Origin of the sequence: Pseudarthrobacter sp. LT1 (assembly GCF_035621795.1) — a bacterium.
Taxonomy (GTDB): Bacteria; Actinomycetota; Actinomycetes; order Actinomycetales; family Micrococcaceae; genus Arthrobacter.
In genome coordinates, this window is sequence record NZ_CP141830.1 from 2,817,624 (window position 1) to 2,838,178 (window position 20,555).

16 protein-coding genes and 2 tRNA genes are annotated in these 20,555 nt (G+C 66.3%); 13 read left to right on the top strand and 5 right to left on the bottom strand.

The window, feature by feature from the left end:
* Positions 1 to 2 precede the first annotated feature (2 nt).
* Positions 3 to 1,910 carry an acetolactate synthase large subunit gene (locus VIK36_RS13260; RefSeq protein ID WP_159631697.1) on the bottom strand — a complete coding sequence of 636 codons (1,908 nt, stop codon included), beginning with the start codon at positions 1,908 to 1,910 and terminating at the stop codon, positions 3 to 5.
* 274 nt (positions 1,911 to 2,184) lie between these two features.
* Positions 2,185 to 3,903 carry a dihydroxy-acid dehydratase gene (gene ilvD / locus VIK36_RS13265; RefSeq protein ID WP_324642250.1) on the bottom strand — a complete coding sequence of 573 codons (1,719 nt, stop codon included), beginning with the start codon at positions 3,901 to 3,903 and terminating at the stop codon, positions 2,185 to 2,187.
* A gap of 259 nt (positions 3,904 to 4,162) precedes the next feature.
* Here ilvD and VIK36_RS13270 point away from each other — a divergent pair, with 259 nt between their 5' ends.
* The 3 genes from VIK36_RS13270 (at position 4,163) to VIK36_RS13280 (ending at position 6,582) form a co-directional block, all read left to right on the top strand.
* Positions 4,163 to 5,239 carry a hypothetical protein gene (locus VIK36_RS13270; RefSeq protein ID WP_324642251.1) on the top strand — a complete coding sequence of 359 codons (1,077 nt, stop codon included), beginning with the start codon at positions 4,163 to 4,165 and terminating at the stop codon, positions 5,237 to 5,239.
* On the top strand, positions 5,193 to 6,392 hold the full coding sequence (locus VIK36_RS13275) for a PQQ-dependent sugar dehydrogenase (protein ID WP_324642252.1): 1,200 nt from the start codon (positions 5,193 to 5,195) through the stop codon (positions 6,390 to 6,392). The genes VIK36_RS13270 and VIK36_RS13275 overlap by 47 nt, the downstream gene beginning before the upstream one ends.
* A 114-nt stretch (positions 6,393 to 6,506) precedes the next feature.
* Positions 6,507 to 6,582 (top strand) — tRNA-Lys (locus VIK36_RS13280).
* A 239-nt stretch (positions 6,583 to 6,821) separates the two neighbouring features.
* Here VIK36_RS13280 and VIK36_RS13285 read toward each other — a convergent pair.
* The gene (locus VIK36_RS13285; protein WP_255175607.1) at positions 6,822 to 7,280 is read right to left on the bottom strand and encodes a MarR family winged helix-turn-helix transcriptional regulator; all 459 of its coding nucleotides are present in this window, start codon (positions 7,278 to 7,280) and stop codon (positions 6,822 to 6,824) included.
* 96 nt (positions 7,281 to 7,376) lie between these two features.
* Here VIK36_RS13285 and bcp point away from each other — a divergent pair, with 96 nt between their 5' ends.
* The 8 genes from bcp (at position 7,377) to VIK36_RS13325 (ending at position 17,471) form a co-directional block, all read left to right on the top strand.
* Entirely contained in the window at positions 7,377 to 7,850 is a 474-nt protein-coding gene (gene bcp, locus VIK36_RS13290) for a thioredoxin-dependent thiol peroxidase (RefSeq protein WP_324642253.1), read from the top strand.
* A 127-nt stretch (positions 7,851 to 7,977) separates the two neighbouring features.
* A tRNA-Leu gene (locus VIK36_RS13295) sits at positions 7,978 to 8,059 on the top strand.
* Positions 8,060 to 8,291: 232 nt separating this feature from the next.
* A complete protein-coding gene (locus tag VIK36_RS13300) occupies positions 8,292 to 8,996 on the top strand; it encodes a fasciclin domain-containing protein (protein WP_255172543.1) in 705 nt (234 codons plus the stop codon).
* Positions 8,997 to 9,160: 164 nt separating this feature from the next.
* Positions 9,161 to 10,828 (top strand): ABC transporter substrate-binding protein, encoded by a 1,668-nt coding sequence (locus VIK36_RS13305; protein WP_324642254.1) that lies wholly within the window; start codon positions 9,161 to 9,163, stop codon positions 10,826 to 10,828.
* A gap of 79 nt (positions 10,829 to 10,907) precedes the next feature.
* Positions 10,908 to 12,410 (top strand): malate:quinone oxidoreductase, encoded by a 1,503-nt coding sequence (locus VIK36_RS13310; protein ID WP_324642255.1) that lies wholly within the window; start codon positions 10,908 to 10,910, stop codon positions 12,408 to 12,410.
* A gap of 69 nt (positions 12,411 to 12,479) precedes the next feature.
* The gene (locus VIK36_RS13315) at positions 12,480 to 15,710 is read left to right on the top strand and encodes an efflux RND transporter permease subunit (protein ID WP_324642256.1); all 3,231 of its coding nucleotides are present in this window, start codon (positions 12,480 to 12,482) and stop codon (positions 15,708 to 15,710) included.
* 190 nt (positions 15,711 to 15,900) lie between these two features.
* Entirely contained in the window at positions 15,901 to 17,010 is a 1,110-nt protein-coding gene (locus VIK36_RS13320; protein WP_324642257.1) for an LLM class flavin-dependent oxidoreductase, read from the top strand.
* Positions 17,010 to 17,471, top strand: coding sequence for a MarR family winged helix-turn-helix transcriptional regulator (locus VIK36_RS13325; protein WP_224026440.1), 462 nt, complete (start codon positions 17,010 to 17,012; stop codon positions 17,469 to 17,471). Before VIK36_RS13320 ends, VIK36_RS13325 begins: the two co-directional genes overlap by 1 nt.
* On the opposite strand, the gene VIK36_RS13330 is transcribed toward VIK36_RS13325, so the two are convergent.
* On the bottom strand, positions 17,468 to 18,274 hold the full coding sequence (locus tag VIK36_RS13330) for a transglutaminase family protein (protein ID WP_324642258.1): 807 nt from the start codon (positions 18,272 to 18,274) through the stop codon (positions 17,468 to 17,470). The genes VIK36_RS13325 and VIK36_RS13330 overlap by 4 nt on opposite strands.
* Positions 18,275 to 18,345: 71 nt before the next feature.
* Positions 18,346 to 19,173: a hypothetical protein gene (locus tag VIK36_RS13335; protein ID WP_324642259.1), complete on the bottom strand. Its 828-nt coding sequence runs from the start codon at positions 19,171 to 19,173 to the stop codon at positions 18,346 to 18,348.
* A gap of 181 nt (positions 19,174 to 19,354) precedes the next feature.
* Between VIK36_RS13335 and VIK36_RS13340 the strand changes: the two genes are divergently transcribed.
* Both VIK36_RS13340 and VIK36_RS13345 read left to right on the top strand, forming a co-directional pair.
* Positions 19,355 to 20,017: a DUF1684 domain-containing protein gene (locus VIK36_RS13340; protein WP_255172550.1), complete on the top strand. Its 663-nt coding sequence runs from the start codon at positions 19,355 to 19,357 to the stop codon at positions 20,015 to 20,017.
* Positions 20,018 to 20,042: 25 nt separating this feature from the next.
* The gene (locus VIK36_RS13345) at positions 20,043 to 20,543 is read left to right on the top strand and encodes a GtrA family protein (protein WP_324642261.1); all 501 of its coding nucleotides are present in this window, start codon (positions 20,043 to 20,045) and stop codon (positions 20,541 to 20,543) included.
* Positions 20,544 to 20,555 lie beyond the last annotated feature (12 nt).

Genomic DNA, 20,555 nt, shown 5'->3' on the forward strand with positions numbered 1-20,555 from the left:
GCTCAGTCTTCCTCTTCCCATTCCGGGGTCATGTTGCGGGCAACCTGGATCTGGTCGTTGCTCACGCCGGCGGGCACCATTGGCCACACCATGGAGTTGGGGCTCACCACGAAGTCGATGACCACGGGGCGGTCGTTGATTTCGAGGGCCTTCTGGATGGTGGCATCGATGTCTTCTTCGCGTTCAACACGGAACGACGCGCAGCCGTAGGCCTCCCCCAGCTTGACGAAGTCCGGAATGCGGACCGTGTCGTGGCCGGTGTTGAGGTCCGTGTTGGAGTAGCGGCCCTCGTAGAAGAGGGTCTGCCACTGCCGCACCATGCCCAGCGAGGAGTTGTTGATGACAGCTACCTTGATGGGGATCTTGTTGATGGCGCAGGTGGCCAGTTCCTGGTTGGTCATCTGGAAGCAGCCGTCGCCGTCGATGGCCCAGACCACGCGGTCCGGGTTGCCCACCTTGGCGCCCATGGCTGCCGGTACGGCGTATCCCATGGTGCCGGCGCCACCCGAGTTCAGCCAGGCGTGCGGGCGCTCGTACTTGATGAACTGGGCGGCCCACATCTGGTGCTGGCCCACGCCTGCCACATACACGCCCTCGGGGCCGGTCAGCTCGCCGATCCGCTTGATGACCTTCTGCGGTGCGATCAGGCCGTCGTCCGGTTCCGTCCAGCCCAGCGGGTAGGTTTCCTTGAGGTTGTTCAGGAAGGCCCACCAGGTGGTGAGGTCAGGGGTCCCGGAAGCATCGAACTGGCTGCGCACGGCCTCGGTCAGTTCCGGGATGATCTCCTTGACCGACCCGACGATAGGCACGTCAGCGGTGCGGTTCTTCGAGATTTCGGCAGGATCGATGTCGGCGTGGATGACCTTGGCGTTGGGCGCGAAGGTCTTCAGCACGCCGGTGACGCGGTCATCGAAGCGGGCACCGAGCGTGATCAGCAGGTCTGACTGCTGCAGGGCCGTGACGGCGGAGACGCTGCCGTGCATGCCGGGCATGCCGACGTGCTGCGGGTGGGAGTCCGGGAACGCGCCCTTGGCCATCAGGGTGGTCACCACCGGCGCGCCGGTGGCTTCGGCGAGGGCGAGCAGCTCGGCCGAGGCATGTGCCTTGACCACGCCGCCGCCCACGTACAGCACAGGCTTGGTGGACGCGGCAATGAGTTTGGCCGCTTCGCGGACCTGCTTGTTGTGCCCGCGGGTCACCGGACGATAGCCCGGCAGGTCGATTTTCGGCGGCCAGGAGAAGGTCATCTGGCCCACCTGGGCATCCTTGGCAACGTCCACCAGCACCGGGCCGGGGCGGCCGGTCGAGGCCAGGTGGAAGGCCTCTGCCATGACGTGCGGGATGTCGTTGGGGTCGGTCACGAGGAAGGAGTGCTTGGTGATGGGCATCGTGATACCCACGATGTCGGCTTCCTGGAACGCATCGGTGCCGATCACGCCGCTGGATACCTGGCCGGTGATGGCCACCAGGGGCACGGAGTCCATGTGGGCATCCATGATGGCGGTAACGAGGTTGGTGGCGCCGGGGCCCGAGGTGGCGATGCAAACGCCCACCCGCCCGGTGACCATGGCGTAGCCTTGCGCGGCGTGGCCGGCTCCCTGTTCGTGACGGACCAGCACGTGGTTCATGGTGGAGGCCATCAGGGGGTCGTAGGTGGGCAGGATCGCGCCACCAGGCAAACCGAAAATGTCGTCGACGCCGAGTTCTTCGAGCGAGCGGACGATTGCTTGCGAGCCGGTCATCACCGTCGGGGGTACGACGTTGTTCGGCCCAAGGACAGGAGAGACGGCAGCAAGGTCGGCGACGACGGCGGCATGGTCAGCCGTCCGGTCGGCGCGTTCCGGAGCCTTGGGGGCTCCAGCGGACTTGGTGGCCATCAGCGAGGGGCTGATGGGCGATCCTTTGCTCATCGGACTCTTCCTTGTGGATCTTCTCTGGTTTTGGAACTGGTTTGGAACGGTGGGAATAAAAAAACCCCTCGGCCTGGCGGCTTGGTGAGGGGTTTGCGCGTGACTGTTTGTTACCAGGGGCTAATGTGCCACGCGCTTGGTAAGGACGACGACGATGCCGGTAACGAAAGTCATGCGTTCAGTTTTCCCTCTTGGTGAGATGGGTGTCAACGAGCAACAACCCTATCTCACCATGTGGACGACGCTGTCCACCCTTTGATCCTATCCCGCCGGATCAGCCGGTCCAGGCGCCTTGGCTGGCGCTGTGGACCAGCTTGGCGTACTTGGCGAGCACGCCCTTGGTATAGCGGGCCGGGAGCGGCTCCCAGCCCACCTTGCGGGCCTCAAGTTCCGCCCCGTCCACCAGCAGGTCGAAGGTGCGCGCGGCGATGTCCACCCGGATCCGGTCACCGTCCTTCACGAAGGCGATGGGGCCGCCGTCGACCGCTTCCGGTGCCACGTGGCCGATGCACAGGCCGGTGGTGCCGCCGGAGAAGCGGCCGTCGGTGAGGAGCAGGACATCCTTGCCGAGTCCCGCACCCTTGATGGCGCCGGTGATGGCGAGCATCTCGCGCATGCCCGGTCCACCCTTGGGACCTTCATAGCGGATGACGACGACGTCACCGGCCTTGATCTCCCCCTTGTCCAGGGCGTCCAGGGCGCCCTGCTCCCGCTCGAAGACCCGGGCGGTGCCTTCGAAGACGTCGGCGTCGAAGCCGGCACTCTTCACGACGGCGCCTTCCGGGGCCATCGAGCCGTGCAGGATGGTGATGCCGCCGGTCTTGTGGATCGGGTTGTCCAGGGCGCGCAGGATCTTGCCGTCAACGTCCGGCGGATTGATCGCCGCAAGGTTCTCCGCGACGGTCTTGCCCGTGACGGTGAGGCAGTCGCCGTGCAGCAGGCCGGCGTCGAGCAGTGCCTTCATGATGACCGGCACGCCGCCGATCCTGTCGACGTCGGTCATGACGTAGCGGCCGAACGGCTTGAGGTCACCCAGGTGCGGGATCCTGTCGCCGATGCGGTTGAAGTCGTCCAGGGTGAGTTCCACCTCTGCCTCGCGGGCAATCGCCAGCAGGTGCAGGACGGCGTTGGTGGAGCCGCCGAAGGCCATGGTGACGGCGATGGCGTTCTCGAACGCCTCCCTGGTCATGATGTCGCGGGCCGTGATGCCCAGGCGCAGCAGGTTGACCACCGCTTCGCCGGACTTGCGCGCGAACTCATCACGACGGCGGTCTGCCGAGGGCGGTGCGGCGGATCCGGGGAGTGACATGCCCAGGGCCTCGCCGATGCAGGCCATGGTGTTGGCCGTGTACATGCCGCCGCAGGCACCTTCACCCGGGCAGATGGCCTTTTCAATGCGGGTGAGGTCCTCCATGCTCATCTTGCCGGCAGCGCAGGCGCCCACCGCTTCGAAAGCGTCAATGAGGGTGACTTCCTTTTCGGAGCCGTCCTCGAGCTTGACCCAGCCGGGCATGATGGACCCCGCGTAGAGGAAGACGCTGGCAAGGTCCAGCCGGGCGGCGGCCATAAGCATGCCCGGCAGGGATTTGTCGCAGCCGGCCAGCAGGACGGAGCCATCAATCCGCTCGGCCTGCATGACGGTCTCCACGGAGTCGGCGATGACCTCGCGGGAGACCAATGAGAAGTGCATGCCTTCGTGGCCCATGGAGATGCCGTCGGACACCGAGATGGTGCCGAACTGCATGGGGAAACCGCCGCCCGCGTGGACGCCTTCCTTGGCGCCCTGCGCCAGCCGGTTCAGCGAAAGGTTGCAGGGGGTGATTTCGTTCCAGGAACTTGCCACGCCCACCTGGGGCTTGGCGAAGTCATCATCGCCCATTCCGACGGCCCGGAACATGCCGCGGGCGGGGGCCGCGTGGATGCCGTCGGTGACGACGCGGCTGCGGGGCTTGATGTCCGGCTTGTTTCCGGTTGTGGTCTGGGCGTCGCTCATGAGGGAAAGTCTAGGGCTCGGATGCTGCCTGAACGACCTCCGGCGGCCGGATCCGGGGAAAATCCCGAAAGTTGCCGGGCCAACCAATGGACGGGGATCTCATAGTGTGAGACGCGGATGACGTGGCATTCCACTTCAGCGCACCCGCCCGTGTTTTCACCAGGCCCTGTCCGGCGTGCCGCGGCATGTCTGGACAGCAGTGGTGACCCGACGTAGCGTCGGGGACAGGACACCCGCCACCTGTAGAGAAGGGCCTGCCATGGACATTATTTTCTGGATCATCGTCATAGCCGTCATCGCCGTCATTATTTGGTGGCTGGTCAACCGCAACAAGTCCGCCAACGCGCCGGGGGGATCATCAGCCGGCGCGACGACTGATCGGCCCCGTGCCGATGGAGCCCTCGAAGGGGGCAGCGCCGCCGCGTCGGCCGCGGCTGCGGGGACCACCGGCATTCCAACAGCTGCCGGATTCGGAAAAGCCGCAGAACCGGCAGCGCCCGCCACGGCCGAAGAGCCGGCCGACTCGTCCGCCATGGCCGCCAAGGCCACTGGACACGACGAACAACGGTCACATGACCTGGAGGCAGACCAAAACGCAGAACAGGCCGAATGGGAAACCCAGTGGTCCGAGGCCGGATCCGGGTCCCGGTCCGGCTCCTCCGTTGCCGGTGGGGCCGCGGCCGCGCAAGAGGTCGCACCCCACTCCGGGACCAATACGGACGCACCGTCCGGACAGGCAGCCCGCGCAGCGTCCCGCCCCGTCCACCACGACGAATACACAGCCCCCCATGCCCCGACGCTTCCCGGCGCCGAAACAGCTGCAGTGGAGGGCGTGGACGGCGCCGGCACGGCAGCCGGCGGACAGCCCATTGGCCAGGCGCCCCAGCACGTGGCGGACAGCTACCGGGCAGCAGACCAGCACGAGCCCGCGCCGGTCTCCGGCGGCAGCCTTGGCGACGCCGGCGATGCCGAAACGCTGGAGCGCGCCCAGTCCTCCGCACTGGTGGAAAACGGCGCGGACCACCACCAGCCGTCCGGCCAGGGACAGGACGCCGTTCAGGGATTCGCGCAAGGATCCGCCCCGGAGCATGGCACCACTGCCGCCGAGCCTGCCGGACACCTTGCAGCCGACGAGCCCTACGGCGCAGGCTCGGCTGCGCCGGGCCCTGACGGCAGCGGACCGGCGGACTACACGGTCAAGGGCGATGCCGCCGCAATGGTCTACTACGAAGAAGGACATCCGGACTATGAGCAGACCCGGGCGGAAGTCTGGTTCGAATCTGCCGCGCATGCGGAGGCCGCAGGCTTCCGCGCTCCACGGCGCAGACGGCTCTAGCAGGAGGAAGGCCCGCCGCATTGCGGCGGGCCTTCCTTGCCTGGCCCTGTTCCTGGTGCTGGCAGCCTGCACGGGCACGCCAGGGCCGCCTGCACCAGGCACGAACCCTGCCGGCGCGGACACCCCGCCGGGAACCGCCGTCGCCAGCCCCGCTTCCCCGGCCACGGAATCCGCCGGAACAGCCCCCGTCCCCGCCGCACCCGCCGTGCAGGACCGGTTGGAGCTGCAGTTGGACACGCCCTGGGCAGCGGTATTCCTTCCGGAGGGCACCGCCGTCATTTCCGAGCGCGGGACCGCACTGCTGAAGGCCGTTCGGGACGGCACCGCCACAACCATCGGGAAAGTGCCCGACGTGGTGCCCGCAGGAGAGGGGGGCCTGCTGGGCCTGGCGCTTTCCCCGCATTTTGAGGCTGACCGCTTCCTTTATGCCTACACGACCACCAGGGAGGACAACCGGGTGGTCCGGCTTACCGTCGAGCGGAGCGCTGATGGTTCACTGACGCTGGGCCGGCCGCAGACCGTCTTTGCGGGAATACCCAAAGCCGGCACCCACAACGGAGGCAGGATCCGGTTCGGCCCGGACGGGTTCCTGTATGTGGGCACCGGCGACGCCCAGCGCCGCGAGCAGGCCCAGGACCCCGCCGCCCTGGGTGGGAAGATCCTCCGGCTCACCCCGGACGGCGCCCCCGCGCCCGGCAACCCGTTCGGGAACGCCGTCTACAGCCTTGGCCACCGGAACGTCCAAGGCCTGGCGTGGGACCAAGCAGGCAGGCTGTGGGCCAGCGAGTTCGGACCGGATGTGGACGATGAGCTGAACCTGATCCTCCCCGGCGCCAATTACGGCTGGCCGGAAGTCACCGGCACACCGCACCGTGCCGGCTTTGAGGACGCAAAAGTCGTTTGGCCCTCCACCCGCGAGTCCTCCCCCAGCGGGCTGGAGATTTCCGGGGGTATCGCCTACCTGGGTGCACTCCGGGGCGAACGGCTCTGGGCGGTGCCGCTCAAGGGCACGGAAGCCGGACAACCTGTGGCCTATTTCACAGGTCAGTACGGCCGGATCCGGGACGCCATCCGGGCACCCGATGGCAGGTTGTGGCTGCTCACAAACGGCAAAAACCCTGATTTTGCGCTGGTTTTGCGACTCTCACAGTGATTCAGGAACCCACAGGAGGGCCGATTTCACTTGCACCAAAAGTTCGTGTAGAGTTTCATGTCGTTGCGGAGATCAACGGGAAAGAAAAAGCCCGGGGATGGAAGCAAATAAGATGCACCTCTAGCTCAATTGGCAGAGCAATTGACTCTTAATCAATGGGTTCCGGGTTCAAGTCCCGGGGGGTGCACCACTGGGAAAACAGCCTCCGGTTTGTGGAAACACAGACCGGGGGCTGTTTTGTTTGCCGGCCCACGTCATCCATTGCTGAGTACATGTCGTTTTCACGACTCAAAACGACAAGTACGCAGCAATCGATGATGGCCGGGCACTAAAGGCCGACGGCGGGCGGCGGCCGGGCACAAAAAAGCGCGGCCCTGGTTTTTCCAAACCAGGGCCGCGCTTTGCTTTTGCTGCCTTCAGCACCAACGGCTATTTTGCGATGTTGTCCATGAGGGCTCCGGCGTTGCTGGGCGTCGTGGAGAACTGGCTGGCCAGTTCCCGGACCACAGCTTTGAGTTCCTGGCGGAGCAACTCAGGGTCGATCGAGGCCGATGCCAGGACCGAGCGCTCCATCTCCACGGCCTGGGCAACGGCTTCCTTGCCCTGCTCGGTCAGCGACACCACGTGGCTCCTGCGGTCCGAGGTGCTGCGCACCCGGGCAATGTGGCCGTGGGACTCAAGGCGGCTGAGGGTCTTGCCCATGGTCTGGGCCTGTACGCGGACGTACTGGGCAAGCTGGGCCTGGGTCATGGGTCCTTGCGCGGCAAGGACCTCGATGGCGATAACACCGGCATGGGTGAGGCCGATGGCGCCGAGTTTTTCGTTCCAGGAGTGCTCAACGAGTCGCGCAGCAGTGGACAGAAGGCGCCCTGTGGGCCAGTGATCCATATCAGGCATAGCAGCAAGTATAGCCAAATGCCGATTAGCACTCGTTCCACCTGCTTACTAGGCTGTTGTGTCCCGCCCGCAACAAGGAGAAAAACAATGGCTGAAAGACTCGTTACCGGCGACAAGGCACCGGCTTTCACCCTGCAGGATTCCACCGGCAAGGACGTCAGCCTGGCCCCCCGGCCCGGCCGCTCCACCATCGTCTACTTCTACCCGGCAGCCTCCACTCCGGGCTGCACCAAAGAGGCGTGCGACTTCCGGGACAGCCTTGCCTCCCTGCAGGCTGCCGGCTATGACGTCCTGGGGATCTCCCCCGACCCCGTCGACAAACTGGCAAAATTCGCGGACAAGGAGTCCTTGACGTTCCCGCTGCTTTCGGACGCCGACCACGCGGTGGCCGGGGCCTACGGCGCCTGGGGTGAAAAGAAAAACTACGGCAAGACGTATGAGGGCCTGATCCGGTCCACCATCGTGGTGGACCCGGACGGCAAGGTGGCACTGGCCCAGTACAACGTCCGGGCCACCGGCCACGTGGCCAAACTGCGCAGGGACCTCAACCTGGACGCCTGATCTGTTCCGCGCCTGCCCCCGCCGCCGAAGCCGGTGCCCGGCCCGGGCGTGGCCGCAGACCCCGCTACAATGGACACTGGCATCCGTCGTCGAACATCCTGTCCGGGTGTTCACGGCAGGACGCCGAGCGCGAGTGGTGAAATTGGCAGACACGCAGGATTTAGGTTCCTGTGCCTTCGGGCGTGGGGGTTCAAGTCCCCCCTTGCGCACACTGAATCCCCCGGCCCCCGGCCGGGGGATTCCTGCGTTAACACGCCGGCCGTTCCACCGCCAGTTTCTGCCCCGAATAGAAAAACTCCGAAGATCCACCCATCCGCCGCCGCCCACCCGGCGAATAGCCATTGAGACACCAGCCAAGGGCAGGTGCCCACCCCAAGGCAGGCTGCACGCCACGAACACACAGTCCGATGGCGGCAGGCAAACGATCCAAGGAGAACCCAAATGCAGACCTTCAAGCGCACCACTTTCACCGTCGCAGGCGTTGCAGCGGCCGCTCTGCTCAGCCTCACGGCATGCGGCGGTTCCGGCAGCACTTCCGGTTCCTCGGCGTCGTCGGCGCCGATGTCATCCGCCCCCAGCTCGAGCATGGCGTCCCCGTCCAGCTCCAGCATGGCGTCCCCGTCCGCAAGCTCCTCAGCAGGAAGCATGGACCCCGCCGCCAACCTGGTTGGCCCCGGCTGCGCCGCCTACGCCCAGCAGGTCCCCACCGGCGCAGGCTCGGTGGAGGGCATGGCCCTCGATCCGGTCGCGGTCGCAGCCTCCAACAACCCCATCCTGACCACGCTTACCGCAGCAGTTTCCGGCAAGCTGAACCCCAAGGTTGACCTGGTGGACACGCTCAACGGCGGCGAGTTCACCGTGTTCGCACCGGTGGACGACGCCTTCAAGAAGATCGACCCCGCCACCATCGAAACGCTGAAGACAGACGATGCGCTGCTGAGCAAGATCCTCACCTACCACGTAGTCCCCGGCCAGATCACCCCGGACAAGATCGCCGGCACGCACGCCACGGTTGAGGGCGGCTCCGTCACGGTGACCGGCAGCGGCGACAACCTCAAGGTGGACAACGCCAACGTGGTCTGCGGCGGCGTCAAGACCAAGAACGCAACGGTCTACCTGATCGACTCGGTCCTCATGCCCAAGTAAGCCCTCTCCCCGCCCCCCCAACACAGGGCCGGGTCCGCCGGTAGACCGGCGGACCCGGCCCTGGCGCGTCATGTGCCAGCCTGGGGCCGGCCGCAAGCCCGGTCCTCTAGACTGGTCCCGGCCCGCAAGCGGCGGAGCCGGCAGCATCCAGAGGTGATAAACGAGTGCCCAGCAGTACATCGCGGCGGACGGTCATCAAGGCCGGCGCCGTCCTCATGGCGCTGGGCGTGACGTCGTGCACAGGCATGCCGTCCCCCTCCCCCACGTCCGGCACGCCCAGTTCCCCTCCGGCCGAGCCCCAAGCCACCTTCAATTTCGGCACCGCGGCCCAGCCCCTGGGCCTGGACCCGGCCCTGTCCAACGACGTGGAATCCCAGCGCATCACCCGCCAGATCCTCGAATGCCTGGTGGGTGTGGACCAGACCACCGGCAAACCCACCCCGCTGCTGGCAACCGAATGGAACGAGTCCAACGAGGGCCGGACCTACACTTTCAAGCTCCGCACCGGGGTCACCTTCCAGGACGGCACCCCGTTCAACGCCGACGCCGTCTGCGCCAACTTCAACCGCTGGTTTGCTTTCCCTGCCGAGCTGCGGAAGCAGGCTCCCGGCAGCTCCTTCAAGGGCGTGTTCAAGGCCCACTCCGACGAGCCCGGGCTTTCGATTTTCAAGAGCTGCACCGCGTTGGCACCTGACACGGTACAGATCGACCTCACCCAGCGATTCACTGCGTTCCTCCAGGCACTGACCCTCCCGGCCTTCGCGATCGCATCCCCGGCCGCCCTGGCCTCGGGCAAAGCGGACGTCCTGGACCAGAACCGGGGCGGCCAGGCCATGTCGGCGTTCGCCACCAAACCGGTCGGCACCGGGCCCTTCACCCTTGCCGACTGGGGCACCGACAACGTCACCCTCGCCAGCAACAAAACCTACTGGGGGGACCGCGGCCAGATCGCCACCATCAACTTCCTGGCCTACAACCACCCCCAGACCCGCCTCCAGGCACTGCTGGACGGCACGATCGATGGCTATGACGCTGTCACCGTGGGAAATTTCGACCAGCTGGTCAAGCGCGGCAAGCAGATCGTGCAGCGCGACCCGTTCTCCGTGATGTACGTGGGCATGAACCAGGACATCCCCATACTCCAGAACCAGAAGATCCGGCAGGCGGTGGAGCTTGCCATCGACAAGGAAACGTTGATCCGGAAGTTCTTCATCGACAACACCGCCAAGGCCACGCAGTTTGTCCCGCCCAAGATCAGCGGCTTCAACAATGACGCGCCGGAACTCGGACACGATCCCGCCAAGGCCAAGGACTACCTGAAGGAGGGCGGCTACGCCGGCGAGGAACTGAAGTTCTACTACCCCATGAACGTCACCCGGCCATACCTGCCCACCCCCGAAAAGGTCTATGCCGAGCTCAGCCGCCAGCTCACCGCCGTCGGCTTCAACATCCGGCCCGTGCCGGTTGACTGGTCCGACGGCTACCTGCAGAAGGTGCAGTCGGCCGGCGACCATGCCCTCCACATCCTTGGCTGGAACGGCTCCTACTCCGACGCCGACAACTTTGTGGGCCCCCTCTTCGGGGAGAAAAACGGCGAGTTCGGGTACCAGGATCCACAGGTCTTTTCGAAGATCAACCGCGCGCGGGGGCTCCCTGACGGGAAAGAGCGGGATGAGCTTTATCACACCATCAACGCCCAGATCGCCGCGACGGTGCCGGCGGTTCCCATCGCCTTCCCCATCTCCGCACTTGCCTTGTCAGACCGAGTACTCAGCTACCCGGCTTCCCCGGTCTTAAACGAAGTTTTCACGAAGGTCCAGCTAAAGCCTTGACGGCCCCGGCCAATTTCAGTATGCGGGCTGCGCGGGGATATTCTGTGACAGCCAGAGCCGCTGCAATCGGAGACTGATCGTGACCTTCATTTCCAAGACCCCACACGCCGACGTTGTCCTGATAGGCGGCGGCATCATGAGCGCCACGCTGGGGGCATTCCTCAAGCAGCTGGAGCCGGACTGGACCATCTCCCTGTTCGAACGGCTGGACCAGCCTGGCCTCGAAAGCTCGGACCCCTGGAACAACGCAGGAACGGGCCACGCCGCCCTCTGCGAACTCAACTACTCGCCCGCAGCCAAAGACGGCTCGGTCAGCCCCGCCAAGGCACTGCTCATCAACGAACAGTTCCAGCTCTCACGCCAGTTCTGGTCCCACCTGGTGGACAACAACCTCATCGGTTCCCCCAAGGGCTTCATCAACACCGTCCCGCACATGAGCTTCGTGATCGGCGAAGACCACACCAGGTTCCTGAAGACCCGGTACGAGGCGCTGAAGCCGCACCCCCTGTTCCGGAGCATGGAGTACTCCGAGGACCACGCCCAGATCGCCAAGTGGGCGCCTCTGATCGTCAAGGGCCGCGACCCCCAGCAGCGTATTGCCGCCACCCGGGCCGCCGAGGGCACCGATGTGGACTTCGGCGCACTCACCCGGGAGCTGACCACCTACCTGGGGAACAACGGCGTCGAAATCAATTACGGCCACGACGTCACCGGGATCTCCCGCGCCTCCGACGGCGGCTGGGACCTGACGCTGAAGTACCCCAAGTCCGGGGAACACGGCAAGATCCACGCCAAGTTCGTCTTCGTCGGCGCCGGCGGCGGTGCCCTGCACCTGCTGCAGGCCTCCGGCATCCCGGAAAGCAAAGGCTATGGCGGATTCCCGGTCTCCGGCCAGTTCTTCCGCTGCACGGACGAGACCATCGCCGCCCAGCACAGCGCCAAGGTCTACGGCCAGGCCTCCGTGGGCGCGCCGCCGATGTCCGTTCCGCACCTGGACACCCGCTACGTCAACGGGAAGCGTTCGCTCCTGTTCGGCCCGTACGCAGGCTTCTCCACCAACTTCCTGAAGAACGGCTCCTACCTGGACCTGCCCCTGTCCATCCGCCCCGGCAACATCATCCCGATGCTGGCCGTGGCGAAGGACAACATGGACCTCACGGCCTACCTGGTCAAGGAAGTGGTCAAGCGCCACGACCAGAAGGTGGAGGCGCTGCGCGAGTACTACCCCGAGGCAAAGGGCGGGGACTGGGAACTCATCACCGCCGGCCAGCGTGTACAGATCATCAAGAAAGACCCGCAAAAGGGCGGCATCCTCCAGTTCGGTACTGAAGTGATCGCCGGCCGTGACGGCTCCATCGGTGCGCTCCTGGGCGCTTCGCCGGGGGCGTCGACCGCTGTCCCCATCATGATCGAGCTGCTTCAGAAGACGTTCCCCAAGAACTTCAAGGGCTGGCAGTCCAAGCTCAAGGACATGATGCCCGGCTACGGGGTGAAGCTGGATGAGAATCCTGACCTCGCCGCGGAGCTGGAGCGGGCCACGGCCGCGTCCCTTCAGCTGGAGAGTGTTTCCGCCAGCCACTGACCCTGCCGGGGCCAGCGGCTGGCACCCCCAGGGCTTGTACCAGTCACTTAGACCCCCCAGGAGACACCCATGTTCCGGTTGGCGCACCTTTCCCTGGCGAACCGGGCCCTGATCGCGCTGATCACCGTCTTCGCCTCGGTCTTCGGCGTGATCACCATGTCGTCGCTGAAGCAGGAGCTCATTCCTTCCATTGAGTTCCCGCAGATCACAGTGCTCAGCTCCATGCCGGGTGCATCGCCCGAAGTGGTTGACAAGCAGGTCAGCGGTCCGCTGGAAAAGGCGCTGAACGGCGTGGAGGGGCTGGAATCCACCTCCTCCACGTCGCGGACCGGCGTCTCCCAGATCACCATGGTGTTCACCTACGGATCCAACCTGGACCGGGCCCGGAACCAGATCGACCGGGCCATTTCCAACGCCAAGCGGACGCTGCCCAGCGATGTCCAGCCACAGGCCATCGCCGGAAGCATCAGCGACTTCCCCATTGTTTTCCTCGCCGTCTCCTCGGACAAGCCACTCAGTGAACTGAACGCGGACCTCCAGCGCCTCAGCGTGCCCCGGCTGCAGAAGATCGACGGCGTCCGCAGCGCCGACGTCACGGGCGGCGCCTCCCAGCACATCGAGATCCTCCCCCGCACCGAGGCCATGGCAGCGGCAGGGGCAGGCGTTACCGCCATCCGCGACGCCCTGTCCAACAACGGCGCGCTGATCCCTGCCGGAACACTTGAGGACCAGGGCAAGACCCTCTCGCTGCAGATCGGCAGCCCCGTCGATTCCCTCGATGCCATCAAGGCCCTGCCACTGTCCGGCGCCAAGAACGCGGCGACCATCGGCTCGGTAGCCGATGTTTCCCTCAAGGACGACGAGCGCACCTCCATCACGCGCACCAACGGCGCCGAGACGCTGGCGGTCTCCGTGACCAAGAAACCCGAGGGTGACACGGTGGCGATCTCCCACGCGGTGCGGGACTCCTTGAATGAACTCGAGGCGGAGCTGGGCTCGAACGCCAAGTTCACCCCCGTCTTTGACCAGGCGCCGTTCATCGAAAAGTCCATCAAGGACCTCACCACGGAAGGCCTGCTGGGGCTGGGATTCGCCGTCGCCATCATCCTGCTCTTCCTGATGTCCGCCCGGTCCACGCTGGTCACGGCCGTCTCCATTCCGCTGTCCCTGCTGATCACGTTCATTGGCCTGTCAGCCACCGGCTACTCGCTGAACATCCTGACGCTGGGCGCCCTCACCATCGCGATCGGGCGGGTGGTGGACGACTCGATCGTGGTGATCGAGAACATCAAGCGGCACCTGAGCTACGGCGAGGAAAAGTCGACGGCGATCCTCACCGCCATCAGGGAGGTGGCCGGCGCCATCACCGCCTCAACCCTGACCACGGTGGCGGTGTTCCTGCCCATCGCGTTTGTCGGTGAACTGGCCGGTGAACTGTTCCGGCCGTTCGCCCTGACAGTCACCATGGCCCTGCTGGCGTCGCTGCTGGTATCCCTGACCATCGTTCCGGTGCTGGCCTACTGGTTCCTGAAGAACCCCAAGGGCGGCCCCGCCGGCGCGGCCGCAGGATCCCCCGAGGCGCGGCGCATTGCCGGCGAGGCCAAGGCAAGGGCCCACGACGCCGAGCAGCGCAGCCGGCTGCAGCGCGGCTACCTTCCCATCCTCCGGTCCACGCAGAAGCACCCCGTCATCACCCTGGTGGCGGCTGTCCTGGTGCTCGGAGCCACCGGTGCCATGACACCGCTGCTGGCCACCAATCTCCTCGGAAATTCCGGGCAAAACAGCCTGACCGTGCGCCAGGTACTGCCGGCCGGAACCAGCCTGGCCGACACCAGTGCCGCCGCCGTCCGCCTCGAAGGGGTCCTGCGCGGCATCGACGGCATCAAGGATGTCCAGGTCACGTCCGGCAACGCCCAGGCAGGCTTCGCCGCACTCACCTCCACCGGCTCCTCCAACTCAACGTTCACGGTGGTGACCGACGAAAAGGCCAACCAGGAACGGCTCCAGGACACCGTGCGCTCGGAGCTTGCGAAGGTCCCCGACGCCGGAAAGATCTCCGTAGGCACCCAGCAGGGCGGCTTCGGTACCTCATCCACCGTCGACATCACGCTGAAGGCTGCCACCAGCGCCGACCTGCAGTCGGCCAGCGACACCATGGTGGCCGCCATGACGGGCGTCCCCGGCACCAGCGAAGTGGCCAGCAACCTTGCTGCCAGCAACCCCGTGGTGCAGGTCAAGGTGGACCGGGCCAAAGCCGCGGCCGCCGGCCTGAACGAGGAACAGGTGGCCGGCGTCCTGGCCTCCACCATCAGCCCCATCCCGGCCGGCACGGTCCGGATCGACACCAACGACTTCCCCGTCCGGATCGGCCAGGGCACCAAGTTCACCAGCATCGATGCAGTCCGGAACATCCCGCTTCCGGCGGGCGGCCGGCCGGTGACGCTGGGAAGCATCGCCGCCGTGGAGCAGGTGGACGTCCCGGTCTCCATCACTGCCAGCAATGGTGAGCGCACCGCCAAGGTGTCCATCACGCCGTCGGGCTCCAACCTGGGCGCAGTGAACACCGAAGTCCAAAAGCGCCTGGCCGATGTCCAGCTGCCGCCGGGAGTCACCGCCACCATCGGTGGCGCCACCACCCAGCAGGCAGAGTCCTTCCGGCAGCTGGGCCTGGCCCTGCTGGCAGCCATCGCCATCGTGTACGTCATCATGGTGGCCACCTTCAAGTCGCTCATCCAGCCGCTGATCCTGCTGGTCTCGGTTCCGTTCGCGGCCACCGGTGCGGTGGCCCTGCTGCTGCTCACGGGCGTGCCGCTGGGCCTGCCGTCGCTCATCGGCATGCTGATGCTCGTGGGCATCGTGGTCACCAACGCGATCGTGCTGATCGACCTGATCAACCAGTACCGGCAGCCACGCGATGGCCGGCCGGGCATGAACGTGGCGGACGCCATCACGAACGGCGCCCGGCAGCGGCTCCGGCCCATCCTCATGACGGCACTTGCCACGGTCTTTGCCCTGACCCCCATGGCCCTGGGCCTTACGGGCGGCGGCGGGTTCATTTCCCAGCCGCTGGCAGTGGTGGTGATCGGCGGCCTGGTGTCCTCCACGGCGCTGACCCTGATCCTGGTTCCGGTGCTCTACCGGCTGGTGGAAGGCCGGCGCGAGAAGAAGGCGCTGCTGCGTGACCTGCAGGCCCGCCCGGAACCCGGGCCCGGTTCGGACATCGACGCCGAATTCAGGGACTGGACCACTGGCCAGGTCCCCAAAGTCAGCGGCCGCCGGGCGGCGCCCGGCGCCGGATAAAGCCCAACGTAGCCGCGATGCCCGTACCAGATCCTGGTGCGGGCATCGCTGCGTTCCAGGGCATGGCCCCTAAGCAAGGGCGGGGAATAATCCACGGGACGTGGTGTTACAGAAGGCACTATATGCAAATGCATCTACATTGGTCTACACTGGAACCAAGCCAGCAAGTCCAGGAACGGAAAGGCACGTCATGCAGATCGGTGTATTCAGCGTCAGCGACATCACCACGGACCCCACCACGGGCCACACCCCCACCGAACACGAGCGCATCAAAGCCTCGGTGGCGATCGCCAAAAAGGTCGAGGAAATCGGCATGGATGTCTACGCCCTCGGCGAGCACCACAACCGGCCTTTCTTCTCCTCCTCCCCCACCACCACCCTGGCCTACATCGCAGCCCAGACCGAACGCATCATCCTCTCCACGGCCACCACGCTGATCACCACCAATGACCCGGTGAAGATCGCCGAGGATTTCGCCATGCTCCAGCACTTGTCCGACGGCCGCGTCGATCTGGTCCTGGGCCGCGGCAACACCGCGCCGGTCTACCCGTGGTTCGGCAAGAACATCCAGGACGGCGTGGAACTGGCCATCGAAAACTACAGCCTCCTGCGCAAGCTCTGGGACGAGGACACCGTGAACTGGTCCGGCAAGTTCCGCACCCCGCTGCAGAACTTCACCTCCACTCCCCGCCCGCTCGACGGCGTGGCCCCCTTCGTGTGGCACGGTTCCATCCGCACGCCGCAGATCGCCGAGGTGGCCGCCTACTTCGGTGACGGCTTCTTCGCCAACAACATCTTCTGGCCCAAGGAGCACTACCAGCAGCTGATCGGCCTCTACCGCGAGCGGTACGAGCACTACGGCCACGGCAAGGCGGACCAGGCGATCGTGGGACTCGGCGGCCAGTTCTTCATGCGGAAGAACTCCCAGGATGCGGTGAAGGAATTCCGCCCGTACTTCGACAACGCCCCCGTCTACGGCCACGGTCCATCCCTGGAGGACTTCACTTCGCAGACACCGCTGACCGTGGGCAGCCCGCAGGAAGTCATCGAAAAGACCCTGACCTTCCGCGAGCACTTCGGTGACTACCAGCGCCAGCTGTTCCTGATCGACCACGCCGGCCTGCCCCTGAAGACCGTCCTGGAGCAGCTGGACCTGTTCGGCGAGGAAGTGCTGCCGGTCCTGCGCAGGGAGTACGCAGCTCTTAAGCCCGCCCACGTTCCGGAGCCGCCCACCCACGCAGGACGCGTGGCCGCCCTGCTGGCGTCACAGGACGCCGGCAAAGCCACCCCGGTGGCGTAATGGCTGCCGGAGGATCGGAATCGCCGGTGCGGCTTGCGGCGGAAACCTGGGAATCGCTGTTCCGCGCGCAGGTGGCTGTGATGCGGAAGCTGCAGTCCGGACCGGCGTTCCGGAAGCTTGCGGTGAACGAATACGACGTCCTGTTCACGCTCTCCCGCTGCCCGTCCGGCTGGCTGCGGCTCAACGAGCTCAACGACAACGTCCTGTTGAGCCAGTCCAGCCTCAGCCGGCTGGTGGAGCGGCTCGAAAAGCGGGGACTCGTGGCCCGGATGCCGGCACCGGAGGACGGCCGCGGCGTGCTGCTCAAGCTGACGGACGAGGGCCGGGAACTGCAGAAAGAGATCGGCCGCGAGCATGTGCGGGACATCTCGGCCCTGGTGGGGCCCGCCCTGACGGCCGCTGAGCAGAAGGAACTCATGCGGCTGACCGACAAGCTGCGGAACTCGCTGGGGAAGCGCTAACCCAGCTGCACCAGCCGGGACGGATCCTCGGCCGGAAGGTCCCCGTCCACCACGGCGGTCACGCGCAGCTGGTTCAACACCAGGCTGCCGCCCACCGTGGAAAGGAAGGCCGTGTCCGACGAATCCCGGCCCGCAGTGATGCGCAGCATCGACTCCCGCGGGGCAAGCCCCGTGGGGTCGATGACGTGCCAGGCACCCTCCACATAGGCTTCCGCCACGGCGTGGAAATCCATGGGATTCAAGCCGGGGGCGTAAACAGCCGCGAGGCGGGCAGGGATGTCCTTGGACCGCAGCAGGGCAATGGCCAGGTGCGCGAAGTCCCGGCAGACCCCCCGCCTGCTCAGGAGCGTCTCCACCGCGCCATCCGTGCCACGGGAGGAGCCGCTGATGTACCGCAGTTCGCCATTGACCCACTCGCGGACCGCATGCACCAGGTCGGCCCCGTGGACCCCGCCAAATTCCGCGTAGGCCGTCGGCAGCAGCCGGTCCGACTCGGCATACCGGCTGGGACGCACGTAGCGGATGCGGTCGGCCAGGCACGCCTCCTCGGGCACGGCGCGGCCGGTCACTGTGGCCGTGTATTCCACCGTGACTTCGGCGGGCTCGGCGAACTCCATGTAGTGGAACCGGCCCCCGTGGTGGTCCGAAATTTCCGTGAGGGGAACCTCCGCGCCCCCGGCCGTCACGGACAGGGATTCGTCAAAGGATGAGTAGCCGCTGTTCCTCGCCACGGCGATGGCCATGGCCACCTTGGTGTTGGCGATGGTCTTGAAGGCCAGGCGTGCGGAAACAGAGCGTTCCATGAATCTCCGGGGGTGTTGGGGGTGGAAGGCAAGTCGGGCGCACCGGCGCCTGGTGGGCGCGGGCAGCGGGACTAGTTTTTGACCTTCAGCGACATTAGCATCCGCTGCACGTTGGCGAAGTCAGGGCTCCCGTTGACGTACTGGGCCGCCTGGCCCAGGGTGTCGAACGCCTTCGCCGGGGCCACCTTCTCGTCCGGCGCGAAGGCCTTGAGGGCCACCAGGTCCCCAAACGAGTAGTCCCCCTGCCCGGCCGGGCCGCGGACCACGTTGCGCAGCTCGCACGCCTTCCCGTCGGTTCCTCCCACCAGGTTGGTGATGCCGTAGGAACCGAAGTAGCGGTAGCCCTGGATCACCCGGTAAACCATGCGTGGCGGGATGGTGCCCTCCCCACCCTGCGCGGCAAGGTCGAACGGTACGCTGCTGATCACCGTGTACGGGCGCTGTGCGCTTTCCGGGCAGTCGGCGGACGACGGCGGCAGTCCCGTCCGGAGCGCGGCCATGAAGGTTCCGTCGGGCTTCTTCACGTCAACCCTGAGTCCGCCGGGAAGGACGCCTTCCTCCGGCGCCACGGACTGGGCGATCCAGTCCGCCGGCAAATCGAAGCTGACCGTCTTTGCGGGATCGGAGAACGTCTTCCAGGACGTTGCGGTGGGTACAGCCTGGGGCTCGCTGGAGGCCGGTGCTGATGCTGTTGCGCTGCCGGCCGGCGCCGCTGCCGTGGCCCCGGCGCCCGCCCCGTCGGCCGGTGAGGCCGTTCCGGACGCCGCCGGTGCCGAGGGGTCCGGTTGGGCAGTCCATCCGGACCCGGCCGGCTGCGGTCCGGAACACGCTGCCAGCAGAACTGCGGCAGCCACGAGTGAGATACCGGAAAGAACAGTCTTTACTGGCGCGCCCGTCATGAGGCCCAGCCTAACGGGACCCGCCCCCTCCCCCGCCTGCCGCGGCGGTGTTTTCCGCATCGCGGACACCCGCCCCCAGGCTCCTCCCAACCCGCCCGCCACCCGGCCGCAGGCCGGGCACCCGGCCCGGCGTGTCGCCGTCGGACGTCTACCACCCCGGCCTGGGACTAGGCTGGAGGCTATGTCGGAAGAGCAGCACGGCGCAGCCGAAGAGAATCCCGCGGACATTTCCGCCCTGGACATTGCCGACTGGCGGCTGCGGACGTTTGCGCTCTACGACAATGTCCGGCGGATCTCCGCCGAGAGCCCGTCCGAGGCGCACTCATACTGGCGCCACCAGCGGGACCTGATGTTCGCAACGCACCCGGCTTCCGCCCTGACAGCGGCGGACAAGGCGCGCTTTTCCGGCCTCAAGACTGCCGACTATGATCCCATCTACCGCTTCCACGTCCCGCTCACCAAGGAAGGCGCAGGCCGGGAGATGAGCGTGGACACGGGAACCGACGGCGTGGTCAACTTCGTCCGGCTGGGCACGTTCGACCTGCCGGAAATGGGCCAGCTGGGGGTCTGGAAAATCCATGGCTACGGCGGCGGCATCTTCGTTCCGTTCCGCGACGCCACGGCCGGCCAGCCGGGCGGAAGCTACGGGGCCGGGCGCTACCTGCTGGACACCATCAAGGGCGCGTTCCACGGGGTCAGCGGCACGGGGCCCGGCGCCACCTTTGTGCTGGACTTCAACTTTGCCTACAACCCCTCCTGCGCCTACAACGAGGCGTGGGCCTGCCCGCTGCCCGGGCCATCAAACCGCCTGGCAGTGGAAATTCCCGTGGGCGAGCTGTACTGATGCCGGCCGTCCCCGGTTACGCCGCGTGAGGGAAGGTCTGTCCGCACCCGCCGCCACGGAGACTGACACGGAGACCGCCACCCGGCGCTTTCCCGCCACCAGGCACCACCGCGGTGTACTGCGCTTTCCGGTCATCCGGCAGCTGCTGCGTTTCTCCGGCGTCGGGGTCATCTGCACCGCGGCGTCCCTGGGGCTTTACGCGCTGCTGCGGCCGTGGCTGGGCGCCCAGCTGGCAAACGCCGTGGCGCTGGTCCTCACGTCGCTGCTGAACACGGCCCTGAACCGGCGGCTGACCTTCAAGATTGCCGGCCAGCAACGCCGCACCCGCGACCACCTCAACGGCCTGGTGGTGATCGCCGTGGCGTTGGTGATCACCGGCAGCAGCCTGGGCGTGCTGCACTGGTTCAATCCGGACGCCACCGTGGGTGACGAACTGGTGGCCACCACGCTGTCCGGCTTCCTGGCCACCGCCGTGCGCTTCAGCATGCTGCGGCACTGGATCTTCCGCCGCGCGCGCCACCGCTAGGGTTTACAGGGG